11 protein-coding genes are annotated in these 14647 nt (G+C 63.6%); 8 read left to right on the top strand and 3 right to left on the bottom strand.

The window, feature by feature from the left end; all coding sequences use genetic code 11:
• Positions 1–5 precede the first annotated feature (5 nt).
• Positions 6–713 (top strand): glycosyltransferase family 2 protein, encoded by a 708-nt coding sequence (locus ACEN2S_RS15130; RefSeq protein WP_441867278.1) that lies wholly within the window; start codon positions 6–8, stop codon positions 711–713.
• 48 nt (positions 714–761) lie between these two features.
• On the opposite strand, the gene metH is transcribed toward ACEN2S_RS15130, so the two are convergent.
• On the bottom strand, positions 762–4541 hold the full coding sequence (gene metH / locus ACEN2S_RS15125; protein ID WP_441867275.1) for a methionine synthase: 3780 nt from the start codon (positions 4539–4541) through the stop codon (positions 762–764).
• Positions 4542–4746: 205 nt separating this feature from the next.
• Between metH and ACEN2S_RS15120 the strand changes: the two genes are divergently transcribed.
• From ACEN2S_RS15120 to ACEN2S_RS15105, 4 genes are all read left to right on the top strand, one after another.
• The gene (locus ACEN2S_RS15120) at positions 4747–5361 is read left to right on the top strand and encodes an adenylate kinase (RefSeq protein WP_441867272.1); all 615 of its coding nucleotides are present in this window, start codon (positions 4747–4749) and stop codon (positions 5359–5361) included.
• Positions 5362–5606: 245 nt separating this feature from the next.
• Positions 5607–6344 carry an SDR family NAD(P)-dependent oxidoreductase gene (locus ACEN2S_RS15115; RefSeq protein ID WP_441867269.1) on the top strand — a complete coding sequence of 246 codons (738 nt, stop codon included), beginning with the start codon at positions 5607–5609 and terminating at the stop codon, positions 6342–6344.
• A gap of 80 nt (positions 6345–6424) precedes the next feature.
• Complete coding sequence (locus ACEN2S_RS15110) at positions 6425–7396, top strand: PRC-barrel domain-containing protein (protein WP_441867266.1); 972 nt, start codon at positions 6425–6427, stop codon at positions 7394–7396.
• Between the two features lie 259 nt (positions 7397–7655).
• Entirely contained in the window at positions 7656–7859 is a 204-nt protein-coding gene (locus tag ACEN2S_RS15105; RefSeq protein ID WP_441867263.1) for a PLD nuclease N-terminal domain-containing protein, read from the top strand.
• An 18-nt stretch (positions 7860–7877) separates the two neighbouring features.
• Here the strand turns inward: ACEN2S_RS15105 and ACEN2S_RS15100 are convergent, their stop codons facing one another.
• Positions 7878–8492, bottom strand: a complete 615-nt coding sequence (locus ACEN2S_RS15100; protein WP_441867260.1) for a PAS domain-containing protein — start codon at positions 8490–8492, stop codon at positions 7878–7880.
• On the opposite strand from ACEN2S_RS15100, the gene ACEN2S_RS15095 reads away from it, so the two are divergent.
• The 3 genes from ACEN2S_RS15095 (at position 8470) to ACEN2S_RS15085 (ending at position 13591) form a co-directional block, all read left to right on the top strand.
• A complete protein-coding gene (locus ACEN2S_RS15095; RefSeq protein WP_441867257.1) occupies positions 8470–11991 on the top strand; it encodes a CheR family methyltransferase in 3522 nt (1173 codons plus the stop codon). The genes ACEN2S_RS15100 and ACEN2S_RS15095 overlap by 23 nt on opposite strands.
• Complete coding sequence (locus tag ACEN2S_RS15090; RefSeq protein WP_441867254.1) at positions 11972–12349, top strand: response regulator; 378 nt, start codon at positions 11972–11974, stop codon at positions 12347–12349. Before ACEN2S_RS15095 ends, ACEN2S_RS15090 begins: the two co-directional genes overlap by 20 nt.
• Positions 12350–12547: 198 nt before the next feature.
• The gene (locus ACEN2S_RS15085) at positions 12548–13591 is read left to right on the top strand and encodes an HWE histidine kinase domain-containing protein (protein ID WP_441867251.1); all 1044 of its coding nucleotides are present in this window, start codon (positions 12548–12550) and stop codon (positions 13589–13591) included.
• 62 nt (positions 13592–13653) lie between these two features.
• On the opposite strand, the gene ACEN2S_RS15080 is transcribed toward ACEN2S_RS15085, so the two are convergent.
• A complete protein-coding gene (locus ACEN2S_RS15080; RefSeq protein WP_441867248.1) occupies positions 13654–14508 on the bottom strand; it encodes a BadF/BadG/BcrA/BcrD ATPase family protein in 855 nt (284 codons plus the stop codon).
• Positions 14509–14647 lie beyond the last annotated feature (139 nt).

The raw sequence follows: 14647 nt of genomic DNA, 5'->3' as shown, positions 1-14647 counted from the left end.
CCTGCATGACCCCCGAGTCCCGCCCGACCCTCACCTGCCTGATCCCCGCCTATAATGAGGGGGCGCGGATCGCCGCCGTGCTGGCCGCGCTGCGGGATCATCCGCTGATTGATGAGGTGCTGGTGATCGACGATGGCTCACGCGATGACACGGTGATGCAGGCTGCGGCGGCGCTGGCGTTCCTGCCGCAGGGCCGCCTGCTGCAGCAACCGCAGAACGGCGGCAAGACACGCGCCTTGGCGCGGGGGCTGGCCGAAGCGCGGGGCAGCCATGTGCTTTTGCTCGATGCCGATCTGACCGGGCTGACACCTTTGCATCTGACGCGGCTGATTGCCCCGGTGCTGTCGGGGGCGGCGGATCTGTCGATCAGCCTGCGCGACAATGCGCCCTGGCTCTGGCGCGCCATCGGGCTCGACTACATCTCGGGCGAGCGGGTGCTGCGGCGCGATCTGATCCTGCCGGAGCTGGCGACGCTGGAAACACTTCCGAAATTCGGCTTTGAGGTGTTCCTAAACCGGCTGGCATTGACCAGCGGTGCCCGGATTGCCGTGGTGCGCTGGCCGGGGGTGAAAAGCCCGCTGAAGGGCGCGAAATACGGGCTTTGGCAGGGCATTCGCGGCGATATCGGCATGTTGCGCGATATGGCGCGGACGGTGCCGCTCTGGCGGCTGCTGGCTCAGATCCTGCGGCTGCGCGCGCGGCGCATCGCCTGAGGTGATCCAAAAACCCCCGCTCCGGGCGGAACGGGGGTTCTGGGGATGTTACTCGGAGGCCACCGGCACATAGTTCAGGATTGGTGCCAGCCAGCGCTCAGCCTCGGTCAGGCTCATCCCTTTGCGGGCGGCATAATCCACCGCCTGATCGCGCTCGACCTTGGCGACGCCGAAATAATAGCTCTCGGGATGCCCGATATAGAGGCCGGACACAGACGAGCCGGGCCACATCGCCATGCCTTCGGTGAGCTTCACCCCGGTTGTCGCTTCGGCATCGAGCAGACGGAAAAGCGTGGTCTTTTCCGTGTGATCGGGTTGCGCCGGATAGCCCGGGGCCGGACGGATGCCTTTATAAGGTTCGGCCGCCAGTTCCTCCGGCGCGAAGGTCTCATCGGCGCCGTACCCCCAAAGCTCGCGCCGCACCAATTCATGCATCCGCTCGGCAAAGGCCTCGGCGAAACGGTCGGCCAGAGCCTTGACCAGAATGGCGGAATAATCGTCATTCGCCCGCTCGAACCGCTCGGCAATGGCCTGTTCCTCGATCCCGGCAGTGACCACAAAGCCGCCGACGTAATCGGGCTGCCCCAAGGGCGCCACGAAATCCGAGAGCGCCACATTCGGGCGGCCATCGCGTTTCGTCACCTGCTGGCGGAGCGTGTGCAGCGTGGCCAGATCGTGTTCGCGGTCCTCGCCGGTGAAGAGCCGGATGTCGTCGCCAACCGCATTCGCGGGCCAGAAGCCGACCACGGCGCGCGGCTGGAACCATTTCTCGGCGATGATCTGCGCCAGCATTGCCTGCGCATCCGCAAAAAGCGCGCGGGCGGCCTCGCCCTGCTTTTCATCCTCCAGAATGCGCGGATAAACCCCCTTCAGCTCCCAGGTCTGGAAGAAGGGCGTCCAGTCGATATAGCGCGCAAGCTCTGCCAGATCCCAATCCTCAAACACCTTGGTGCCAAGGAAAGACGGGGTTTTCGCAGTATAGGCCGACCAATCGAGCTGCAACGCATTGGCCCGTGCAGCCTCCAGCGGCAACCGCTTTTTCGCGAGCTCGGCGGCGGCATGTTTCTCGGCCACTTCGGCATATTCGGCGCGGATGCCCTCGATATAGGCGGCCTTGCCCTCGGGCTGCAGCAGCGCCGAGGCCACGCCCACCGCGCGGCTGGCATCGGTCACATAGACCGCCTGCCCGCGGGTGTAGCGCGGGTTGATCTTGACCGCCGTATGCACCCGGCTGGTGGTGGCGCCGCCAATCAAGAGCGGAATGTCGAACCCCTCGCGCTCCATCTCGGCGGCCATATGCACCATCTCGTCAAGCGAGGGGGTGATCAGACCGGAGAGGCCGATGATATCGACATTCTCGCGCTTGGCGGTCTCAAGGATCTTGCTCGCCGGGACCATGACGCCAAGGTCGATGATCTCGTAATTGTTGCAGGCGAGCACAACGCCGACGATGTTCTTGCCGATGTCATGCACATCGCCCTTCACCGTCGCCATCAGGATTTTGCCCGCAGTTTCACGGCCTTCGCCACCGTTCAGCCGCTTTTCCTCTTCCATGTAGGGCAGGAGAACCGCCACCGCCTGTTTCATCACCCGGGCGGATTTCACCACCTGCGGCAGGAACATTTTCCCGGCACCGAAGAGATCGCCCACCACATTCATCCCGGCCATCAGCGGGCCTTCGATGACATGCAAGGGCCGCTCGGCGCCCAACCGCGCCTCTTCGGTATCGGCATCGATAAACTCGGTGATGCCATTGACCAGCGCATGTTCCAGCCGCTTTTCCACCGACCAGTCGCGCCAGCCGAGGTCGCGCTCTTTCGCCTCGCGCGCGCCGGTGCCCTTGAACTTCTCGGCAATCTCCAACAGCCGCTCGGTCGCGTCGCCGCCCGCCGCCGGGGTCCGGTTCAGCACCACATCTTCGCAGGCTTCGCGCAGCTCGGGGTCGATGCTGTCATAGACCGCGAGCTGCCCGGCATTGACGATCCCCATATCCATGCCGACCTGAATCGCATGATAGAGGAAGACCGCGTGCATCGCCTCGCGCACCGGCTCATTGCCGCGGAAGCTGAACGACAGGTTCGAGATGCCGCCCGAGATATGCACATGCGGCAGGGTCTCGATGATCCGGCGGGTGGCGCCGATGAAATCGACGCCATAATTGTTGTGCTCCTCGATCCCCGTTGCCACGGCAAAGACGTTGGGGTCAAAGATGATGTCTTCCGGCGGGAACCCCACCTCCTCGGTCAGCAACTTATAAGCGCGGGTGCAGATCTCGACCTTGCGCGCCTCGGTATCGGCCTGGCCCTGTTCGTCAAAGGCCATGACCACCACGGCGGCGCCATAGGCACGACAGAGCCGCGCGTAATGCAGGAAGGCCGTTTCGCCCTCTTTCATCGAGATGGAGTTGACCACCGGCTTGCCCTGAACGCATTTCAGGCCCGCCTCGATGATCTCCCATTTCGAGCTGTCGATCATCACCGGCACTCGGGCAATATCCGGCTCGGCGGCGATCAGGTTCAGATATTCGACCATGGCGCGCTGGCTGTCGATCAGCCCCTCATCCATGTTCACATCGATGATCTGCGCGCCGTTCTCCACCTGATCGCGCGCCACCACGAGGGCGGCGGCATAATCGCCATTGGTGATCAGCTTGCGGAATTTGGCCGAGCCGGTGACATTCGTGCGCTCGCCCACGTTCACAAAGGGGATCTCGGGCGTCAGGGTGAAGGGTTCGAGCCCCGACAGACGCATCTGTTTCGGCAGTTCCGGGATCGGGCGCGGCGGATATTTCGCCACCGCCTTCGCAATCGCGCGGATATGGTCGGGGGTCGAGCCGCAGCAACCGCCGACCACATTCACCAGACCTTCGCGGGCGAATTCCTCGATCTGCTCGGCCATGAACTCGGGACTTTCGTCATATTGCCCGAATTCATTCGGCAGCCCGGCATTCGGATAGGCGCAGATCAGCGTCTCGGCGACGCCGGAGAGTTCCGCCAGATGCGCGCGCATCGCATTGGCCCCGAGCGCGCAGTTCAGCCCGATGGTCACCGGGTTCGCATGGCGCAGCGAATACCAAAACGCGGTCGGGGTCTGCCCCGAGAGGGTGCGGCCCGAGAGATCGGTGATCGTGCCCGAGATCATCACCGGCATGCGGATGCCGGTACGCTCAAACGCCTCTTCGCAGGCGAAAATCGCCGCTTTCGCGTTCAGCGTGTCGAAGATCGTCTCGATCAGGATGATGTCGGCGCCGCCGTCGATCAGCCCGCGCAACTGCTCGCCATAGGCAATGCGCAGATCGTCAAAGCTGACGGCGCGGTAGCCGGGGTTGTTCACATCCGGGCTGATCGAGGCGGTGCGGTTGGTCGGCCCCAGCGCGCCCGCGACAAAACGCGGGCGGCCATCCTCGGCGGTGGCACGGTCGAGCGCCTGGCGCACAAGGCGCGCGCCGTGGAAGTTCAGGTCATAGACCTTGTCCTCCATGCCGTAATCGGCCTGGGCGATCGAGGTGGAGGAGAAAGTGTTGGTCTCGACGATATCCGCCCCCGCTATGGCATAGCGGTAGTGGATGTCTTCGATGGCCTCGGGCTGGGTCAGGATCAGCAGGTCATTATTGCCCTGCTGCGGATGCTCGGAATGGATGTGACAGCCGCAACCGCCGCCCTGCGCATGGCCATGGCTGTGTCCGGTAAAGTCATCCTCGGTCAGGGTGAGCGCCTGAATCTGCGTGCCCATCGCGCCATCCAGGATCAGGATCCGCTCGGCGGCGGCGGCCTTCAGCCGCTCGAACACCTCGGAAGGCACCAGTTTCGCGCGTTGTTCCACTGTCATCTCTCGGCTCTCCGGATCCGGTATGGCAAAGGCCCCGGCGCCCTGCCCGGCATCCCGATACCATTGCGGGGCGTCAGGTAAAACCCGTTCTGCCCGCTAAAACGCCGGAATTTCGCAGAGCAGCATTGGAAATGCTGCAACTGCATCTTGCACTATTGCGGCGGGGGCGTAGGCTGGGGTGAATCGTTTGCACAACGAGGTCAGTATGCCGCGCGACATCCATCGCAAGATTTATCTGACAGGCGCTGCCGGGGCGGGTGTGACCACCCTCGGCGCAGAGATTGCCCGCCACTATGGGCTGACCCACATCGATTGTGACACCTATTACTGGCAGCCAACGGACCCGCCCTATACCCATAAACGCCCGGTGGCCGAACGCTGCGCGCTGATTTCCGCGCGTCAGGCGCAGGGCGGATGGGTGCTCAGCGGGGCCTTTGATGGCTGGGGCGATCCGCTGATCGGGGATGTCGATCTGGTGGTTTATCTGCAAACGCCCACCCCGCTCCGCATCGCCCGCATCCGCGCCCGCGAGGCCGAGCGCTATGGCGCGCGCATCGAGCCTGGCGGCGATATGCACGGCATCCACCGCGCCTTTATCGCCTGGGCGGCCGAATACGACAATCCGCGCTTTGCCGGGCGCAACCGGCGGCGGCATGAGGAGTGGCTGGCGGTGCAACAGGCGCCTGTGCTGCGGCTGGAGGGTGACAGCCCATTGCCCGCACTCTTGTGGCAAGTGACGCAATCCATGATGACCGAGCTGCGCCCCGCCACCGGCTTTGGCGCGACGGCTGCGCGGCGCGTGGCGACCTCGCAGGCATAGGGGCAACAGGCACCGCGCAACGCTCTGCCCGCCCGGACCTGACCCCCAAAGCGGCGGCAATCCGCCGCCGCAATTTTGGTGCCGGAACCTTTGGAACTCCCCTGCATTACGCCCCTATGCAATTCGGAGGACAGTTCATGCCCGCATCGTCGGTTCCGTCGCCGTCTCATCCCCGCAACGATCTGCAGCCAGCCCCTAGCCGGGCATCGAGGGCGCGCGGCCGGCCGGAGGGCCAGCCCGCGCCCGTGGCCCTGATCGCAGGTGCAGGAGACACCGGTCTGGGCATCGCCCGCGTGCTGTTGCGGGCGGGCATGCGGGTGCAGCTGACCGACAACAGTGTGCTGCGTCTGAGCCACGCGGCGCGAAGCTTGCCCGGTCCCGTGGGCTGTCACCTCGCGGATTTGCGGCGCAATGCGCAGGTTGAATGCCTGGCCGAAGAGATTGTCGCGCAGGGCGGATGCGATCTGCTCATCCACACGCCCGCCAAAAGTCATGCCCCGCCGCGCAGCGGTTCCCGCGATCCGTTGCAACTCAGCGATGCCGATTGGCAGGAACCGTGGGAAAGCACCTTCATGTCGGCGATGCGGACGGCCCGGGCGCTGGTGCCGCACATGGTGCGCAATGGCGGCGGTCAGGTGGTTTTCATCACCGCGCCCGCAAGCAGCGCGCCCGTAAGTCCCATGTCCGAAGGAGCCGTGTCCGATGACAATCGCGCGGCGGACCGCACTGTCGAGAGCCAGACCGCGCAGGCCGCCGCCGGGGCGGCCCTGACGCATTTCAGTCAGGCCATCGCCGCGCATTACCTTGCGCGGGGCGTCCAGTTTTCCACCCTTGCGGGTCCCGAAGCTGGCGATGGTGACGGCTTTGCCGCCCTCGGCGCACAGATCCTTGCGCAAGGCGCCGCCCAGAATGCCGCCGCGACGGCGGTTCTCCGCCCAGTTTTGGGTTCCGGCGCAGGCCCGGACGAGAAACCTAATTTTTAGCGGAACTCTCCTGCCGGTTGCGGGTTGACTGACCAGCTGCGGCACACACACCGCGATTACCACTAACGGAGGATAATACCATGAAAAAGCTTATGATTTCTACCGCCATTCTCGGTGCTACCGCGTTCATGGCGCAGGCCCAGGCCGCGCCGGAACTGTTCCGCACCACCACGGATGCGACGGAGATTCATGCGTCGGATTTCATCGGTAAACGCGTCTATGCAAGCGATGCAGAGATGGCGAGCGCCGAGGTTGACGGCCAGCAAGACGGTTGGAACGACGTCGGTGAAATCAACGATGTCCTGCTGTCGCGCAATGGCACCGTTGACGCGGTCCTGGTCGACATCGGCGGTTTCCTCGGGATGGGCGAACATCAGGTTGCCGTGAACATGGGTTCGATCAAATTCGTGGCCGATGCCAGCACCCCGGATGATGCCAACGACTACTTCCTGGTGATGACCGCCAATGAGGAGGCACTGAAAGCCGCCCCGGCCTATGACGACAAGATGGCGGACGCAGCCGCGACCGACGCGCCGATGACGGATGCCGCGACGACCGACATGGCCCAAACCGATGCGCCGATGGCCACCGATCCGGCGGCAGAAGCGCCGGTTCCGGGGGACATGGCCAACGACAACGCGGCGACCACGATGCCGGACGCTTCGGCAACCACCACCGCGGATGCGACGGCCTCGACCGACATGACCGCGCCGGCAGCGGATGCGACCGGTTCGACGATGGCAATGACCCCGCCTGAGGGTTATGTGGCTGCAGCTCCGGAAGAAATGACCGCCGAGAACCTGACCGGCACCGCTGTTTACGGCAGCGACAATGCGAAAATCGGTGAGGTTGGCAAGCTCTTGCTGGATGGCAACGGTCAGATCACCGAAGCCGTGATCGACGTGGGTGGTTTCCTTGGCCTGGGCGAAAAGCCGGTGGCCCTGCCGATCGGTGACATCAACATCGTGAAAGCTGCCGAAGGTGACGAGCTGCGCGTCTATGTTGGTGACACCAAAGACCAGCTGAAAGCCATGCCGGAATACGAAGGCTGATACATTAAACCCGTGGCACGCAACTGACAGTGCCACATGAGAAGAGATCACCGGCCCCGCGCAGTGTCGCGGGGCCGGTTTTTCACGTTGCGCCATTGGGGCGCCTCTGGGCGCTTGCGGGGCGTCTCCGGGGGGCGCGGCGCCGACGCTTGTGGCTCCCCCGGCCTGTCGTTGCGGTGCCGTAAATTCCGCAACCGGCGTGGAACCCCGCGCGCCAGCATCGCGTTCTTTCGCTGACAGCTATGCAAAGGATAAAAAGATGCAGTTCAATATGTTCGGACTTTCGGGGCTTTGGGGCCTGCTCATCCTGGCACTCGACATTTGGGCGATCGTTTCGGTCGTCAATTCTTCGGCAAGCACCGGCGCGAAGGTCGGCTGGTCCCTGCTGATCCTGATCCTGCCGGTTCTGGGTCTGGTGATCTGGCTGATCGCAGGCCCGCGCGGAGCGGCCCGGCTGAACTGAATGCAGCCGGTGCTCACCTCAGGGCTTGGGCGACCAGCCGCGCAAAAGTTGCGCGGTGGTCTCGGCGATCTGGCGGCGTTGCGACATGATCAGCCGCTCGGCGCGTTGGTCCATCTCGTCCAGCGCCGTCAGAAACAAGCTCAGATGGCGTTCGGCGCGGCCGGTGACGTCAGGCGATTGCCGCATCGCGAACTGGGTGCCCAGCATATGCGGGGTGCCCGGTCCGCTGCCGCCGACCGGATGCAGAATCAACAGATTGTCAAATCTGGAACCGTCCTTGCGGTAGTTCCTGAGCACGACCTGCACCTCCTGTCCCGCATGCGTGGCGGCACGCAGTTCGGCGCGGCTATTGAAATTTTCGTCCGGCCGCCCCAAAAAGCGACAGTTGCGGCCGATAATCTCGCTGGCCTCATAGCCGGTCAAGGCGGTGAAAGCCGCATTGATCAGGATCAGCGGCTGGTCGGCGGCCTGTAAATCGACAAGGCTCAACGCGATGGGGGAGCGGCGGAAAATGGATCGGATCTTCTCTGATGGCATGGTGATGCTTTTCTTGCTTTTGCGCCGACAGGCCGATGATAGCGAACTGCACAGACTTCCGAAAGATTGACACATGGCTGACCCGACCTCCCCCATGGCCCCCGATACCGACCCCAAAGGCGACGGCGCGTTTGTCCTGCTGGGCGTGGGTGCTTCTGCGGGCGGGCTGGAGGCCTTCCAGACGCTGTTGGCGAGCCTGAATCCGGCCGATGATTTTGCGCTGATCCTGGTGCAGCACCTCGATCCTGACCATCAAAGCCTGTTGCCGGAGCTGCTGGGCCGTCACAGTTCCCTGCCCGTGCAGGTGATCACCGATGGCATGCGGGTCGAAAAAGGTCAGGTCTATCTGATCCCCCCCGCCTATGGTCTCGACCTTGAGGGGCTGCAGCTGCGCCTTGTGCCGTTTGAGGAGCCGCGGGGCCTGCGCCGCCCCATTGATGATTTTCTCGAAGCTTTGGCCCGCGAACACGGGCCCCGCTCGGCGGCAATCATCCTGTCGGGCACCGGCAGTGACGGCAGCCTCGGCGTGCGCTCGATCAAGGCGGCAGGTGGTCTGGTCTTCGCGCAAGAGCCTCGCGACGCCAAATATGACGGCATGCCCCGTGCCGCCCTCGCGGCGGGCGCGGTGGATATGGTGCTCCCGGCTGCCGAGATGATGCCGGTGCTGCGCGATTTTCACGACCGCTCGCAAAGTGTCGCGCCGGTCCTCGCCGAAGATCCGACCTTTGTCACCAAACTCGCCCGCACTCTGCGCCATCGTCTGGGACATGATTTCTCGGGCTACAAACCCGGAACCATCCGCCGCCGGGTGGCGCTGCGGATGTCGGTGCTGGGGATTGGCGATCCGCAGGAATATCTGCGGCTGTTGGTGCAGGATCAGGGCGAGGCGGAAAAGCTGCTCAACAACCTGCTGATCAACGTCACCCGCTTCTTCCGCGACCCCGGCGCCTTTGAAAGCCTGCGGCGCGAGGTGGTGCCCGCCATGCTGGAGGGGCGCGATCCAGAGGATGAATTGCGCATCTGGGTGGCAGGCTGCTCGACCGGGCAAGAGGCCTATTCGCTGGCGATGCTGTTTGATCAGGAGATGACCCGGCAGAATCTGCATTGCAAAATGGCGATTTTCGGCACCGATATTGACGAAGATGCCCTCGCCGTGGCGCGCCGCGGTCTCTATCCCAACACCATTGCCAGCGAAATCCCGGCGGACCTGCTCGAGCGGTATTTCAGCCCCACGACCCAGGGCTATGAGGTGCGCGCTGAACTGCGGGACGCGGTGCGCTTTTCCAACCAGAGCCTGATCAAGGATCCGCCCTTCGCAAAGCTTGACCTGATCAGTTGTCGGAATTTGCTGATCTATTTTGATGAAGCCCTTCAGGATCAGGCGTTGGGGATTTTCCACTATGCGCTGCGGCCGGGTGGCTGGCTCTTGCTGGGGCCATCGGAATCCGCCCGGATGGAAGGCGATCCGTTCCGCCCGATCAATGCCGAAAACCGGCTGTTTCAGCGCGACCGGGCCAGCGCGCGGGCCTTGTCCTTGCCGCGTGGCGGCCTGACCGCGGGCAGTTTCACCCGCGATCCGGCGCCGCAATCGCTGCCGGTGCCGCTTGATGTTTCCTTGCCGGTGGCGGCGGTGCTGCTCGCGCATCACACGCAGCCCTACCTCCTGCTCACCGAAAGCGAAACGGTGATGCATGTGGGTCCGGGCGCGGAAACCTATCTGCAACCGCAGCGGGGCCAGACAAGCCTGCATGTGCGCGACATGATCCTGCCGGACCTCAGCGCGCCGCTGCGCCGCCTGCTGACCGGGCTGGCGCTGTCTGACGGCAGTCTGCGCCGTCTCGAGGTGCAATCCCCGGCCGGCGCTGACCTGCCGGCCCGGCTGATGCTGGCGGGGGAATGTTTGCCTGACGGGCAACGGGTGATCACATTCTCGCCGCTCGACCGCGCCGCGGGGCCGGAAGCGCCGCTGTTGACCAAGCAGGATGAGGCCTATGTCGCACATTTGGAAACCGAGCTGGATCAGGCGCGCCAGACCATCCGCTCGACCGTCGAAGAGCTGGAAACCTCGAATGAAGAGCTGAAAAGCTCGAACGAGGAAATGATGTCGATGAACGAGGAGCTGCAATCGGCGAATGAAGAGCTCTCGACCACGAATGAGGAATTACAGGGCAAGCTGCGCGAATTGGCGGAAGTGAATGCCGATCTGGAAAACTTCATGGATTCGACGCAGATCGCCACGGTCTTCCTCGATCTCGATCTGAAGGTGCGCAATTTCACCACCGAATGCGTCAACTGGTTCCGCTTTATCGATCAGGACCGGGGTCGAAATCTGGCCGATATCGGCTCGCGGCTGGACATGGCGACGCTGATCAAGGCCTGCGAGCGGGTGATCCAGACCGGCACATCCGAAGAGATGACGCTGAAGGCCATTGATGGCAGCAGCGCCGAAGTCATGGTGCGCTTTGCGGTCTACCGCACGGCGAACCGCGCTGCGGCGGGCGTGGTGTTTTCGATCTTTGACGTCAGCGCGGTGGCCAATTACGCGCGGGCGGCCGAAGTGGCCCTGAGCGACGCGCGGGCCAATGCGGCCGAAATCGAAGAGATTTACCGCGGCAGCCCGGTCGCGATGGGTTTGCTGGACGCAAACGGGCGCTTCCTGCGGGTGAATGCCCGTCTGGCCGAACTGAGCGGTTTGGCACCCGAAGCCGTGCTCGGGCGGCGTCTGGAGGAGGCGCTTCCGGGGCTTGGCGTCGCGGCGACCCAATCGGTGCAATCGGTGCTCGAAAGCGGTCAGCCGCTCCTGCATCAGCGCATTCGCAGCATCGACCGCGAAGACCCCGACAAGGCGCAGATCTGGGACATCGACTGGTATCCGGTGCGCCATGACGGTGGCGTCAGCGCCGTGGGCTTCAACGTGGTCGATGTGACGCGTTTGCTCGGGCTGCAGGCGGATCTGCGGCGCATCATGCGCGAGCTGCAGCACCGTGTGAAGAACATGCTCTCGAATGTGATTGCCCTGGTGAACCGGGCGCAGCGCGACAAGGGGGACAGCTCCGAAATCCTGAACACGCTGGCGCAGCGGATCCGCGCGCTCGCCCATACGCACAACCTCCTGACGGCGGAAAACTGGTCCTCAACGGCATTGATCGACGTGCTGCAGCCCGAGCTCTCGGGCATCTACGGCGAGGACCGTGTGGCGCTGCGGGGCCCTGCCCTGCGGCTGAACGCGCGCTCGACCTTGGCAATCGGGATGGCGGTGCATGAGCTGGCGACCAATGCCGCAAAATACGGCGCCTTTTCGGTGCCCGATGGCCATGTTTCGGTGCGCTGGTCGCGCATCGACGAAGGCGACGGCGAGCAGTTTGTGCTGCGCTGGAAAGAGACCGGCGGCCCCGCCACCACCCCGCCCACCCACGAAGGTTTTGGCACGCAGTTGATCGGATCGATGATTGAGGGCACGCTGGAGGGGGAATTTGAATCTTTTTGGGAACCAGAAGGTCTGAGTGTCGTTATCACCTTACCTTGGAATACAGCGACCGAAGTGGATTACGATAGTGACGTGGACCCCCTCAGACATGCGGATCCTCTACCTTGAAGATGAGGCCATCATTGCGATGGAAACCGTAGAAGTTCTGAAAGACTTAGGATTCTCCAATATTTCAATGGCTTACTCATTGAAAATGGCAGAGCGGAAACTGGCGGACGGCGTGCCCGACCTCGCCTTGCTTGACATCAACGTCAGTCATGGCCGGACGTCCTTTGGTCTGGGCAAGGATTTGATCGCCCAAGGGGTGCCGATTGTCTTTGCCACGGGCTATCACAGTGCCTCGCTGCCGCAGGACATGCCCGCCGTGATCATCGAAAAGCCGTTCACTGCGCAGGTGCTGGAAAAAGCGCTTCGCCAGGCGATCAGCCGGCACGAGGATCCTGCGGCACAATCTGCGGGAATCTAGGCGTTTTTTCGGGCGCCGGATAAGCCACTCAGGCCGTAGAGTAGATTGCGTCGGGCGTGTTAATTTCTCTGGCCCGCTCCCCGATTTGATGGCAGCTATACGGAATGAATATCGGTCACGGGCTGCTGCTTGGCGGAGCCCAAGAGGGACGAAAAGATGTCCGACGGGGCGCATCGTTTTTTGGAGGGTGGCGGTCAGATGGGCGCTGCCATTGCTGCATTCGACTGGGGCAAAACATCTCTCGGGCCGATTGAAGGCTGGGGTGCCGCGCTGAAAATCACCGTCAGCACGATCATAAATTCAGCCTTTCCCAAATGTCTGTGCTGGGGAGAGGATCTGATCAGCATCTATAATGATGCTTTCGTGCCCATTCTGGGCAACAAGCATTTTTGTCTGGGCCAGAGCTTTCAAACCATCTGGGCAGAAGCCTGGAGCGAAATTGGCCCGATCAGCGCGCGGGCGATGGCGGGCGAGGCCACCTTTATCGAGGATTTCCCGCTGCGGCTGGAACGACACGGCCATGCGGAACTGGCGCATTTCACCTTTTGCTACAGCCCCGTACGGGACGAGACCGGCAAAGTCGTGGGCATGATCGACACGGTGATTGAGACCACCAATACCGTTAAGGCCAAGGAAGCCATTGATTTGCGCAACCATGAGCTGATGCATCGCTCGCGCAATACTTTCGCGCTGATTTCCGCATTGGTCAGCCAGACCCACCGCAATGCGGCCTCGCTGGAAGAGGCGCATATCAAGATCCAGAGCCGTCTCTCCTCGCTGAACAAGGCGCAAAACATCCTCGCCAGCAGTTTTGACGTTTCCGCCAGCATCGGGCAGGTGGTTGAAGGCGCGCTGGAGCCGTTTCGCCAAAACGTCGGGGCCATCCGCAGCGGCGGGCCCGAGATTGCGCTGGGGCGCGGACAGGTGGTTTCGCTGGCGATGGCGGTACATGAACTGGCGACCAATGCCGCGAAATACGGGGCGTTGAGCGTGCCGGGGGGAGAGCTGGAGGTGCGCTGGAGTCTCTGTCCGGCGGAGGCGGATTTCAAGCTTCATTGGTCAGAGCGTGGCGGACCGACCGTGCATGCGCCCGAACGGCGTGGGTTTGGCAGCTTCCTGATCGAGGAGGCATTGCCCGCTGAATTTGAGGGCGAGGTCACGCTGCAATATCTGCCCGAAGGTTTTCAGATGCAGCTGATTGCCCCGCTGGCCGAGATAGAGCGCGGGCAGGCGGCACTCTGAGCGCTGGTGCCCGAGCCGGAACCTGTTCCCGGACAGGGTAGCCTTCAGCGGGCTTCCCGACCTTATCCCCCGGCCAGAGCGCGTGCCTGTGCCACAGCGCCATCAAGAGCGCTGCCCTGTGATGGCAAGATCTGCCATGTCTCCTTCAGCAGTGCCGGAAAGATCGGTGCCAGCCCTCCGGTAAGGACCACGGGCAGCGGGACAGGTCCGGTCTGCAACAGACCGATGCTCGTCGACACTTCGGCCGCCGCCGCCATGAGGATCTTTCCGGCCGCCGGGTCATCTTCCGCATGTGCCGCGCAAATCTGCGGCACAAGGGCTGCAATCGCGGCGGGCGCGGCATGGCGGGCAAATTCCACGATGCCCGCGCCCCCCTGAAAATCGTGCAGCAACCGCTGCAACAGCGGCGTCTGCGGCGTATGGCCATCAAGGGCGCGCAGCGCTTGCATCAACGCAAGACGGCCCATCCAGGCGCCCGACCCCTCATCGCCCAGCAAAAAGCCCCAGCCTCCGATCTGCCGCACCCGGCCCGCGCGCTGACTGGCAAAGACCGACCCGGTTCCTAGCGCCGCCAGAATGCCGTCGCGCATGCCCAAGGCGCCGGTGAGCGCGGTAGAGACATCCGAAACCACCGCGAGGCGGGCGAAGGGCAGCGCCGCCGACAGGGCCGCGTGGGTGGCTTCTGCGGCGCCCGGAATATTGGCCCCGGCGACGCCGAAAACGGCGCAGACCTCGTGCGGCGGACAGTGCCCCGACAGGGCCGCCTGGGCGACCCTGGTCAGATTTTCCTGGGCACCGGCGGGATGGCTTGCGATATTGGCGGGGCCTGCCTCTGCCTGGCCCAGCGGCCGCCCGGTGGCATCCGTCAGGCAGGCCCGGCAGCCGCTGCCGCCGCCGTCAATTCCCAGATAATACATGCCGAATCCTTTGCCCTGCGCGCGGCCAGTTTGCGCCGAAACCGCAGCGGATGAGAAGAGCTGCACCAGTCCCCCCTGCTCAGGTCATGGGGCCGGCCGACACCGGGGGCGGGTTCCACGGGGCGGGAGGGGCAAAGGC

The organism is Phaeovulum sp. W22_SRMD_FR3 (genome assembly GCF_052113705.1).
In the GTDB taxonomy this organism is placed as follows: domain Bacteria; phylum Pseudomonadota; class Alphaproteobacteria; order Rhodobacterales; family Rhodobacteraceae; genus JBGQOG01.
The sequence above is the reverse complement of the archived record's forward strand: the minus strand, read 5'-3'. Positions and strand labels throughout refer to the sequence as shown.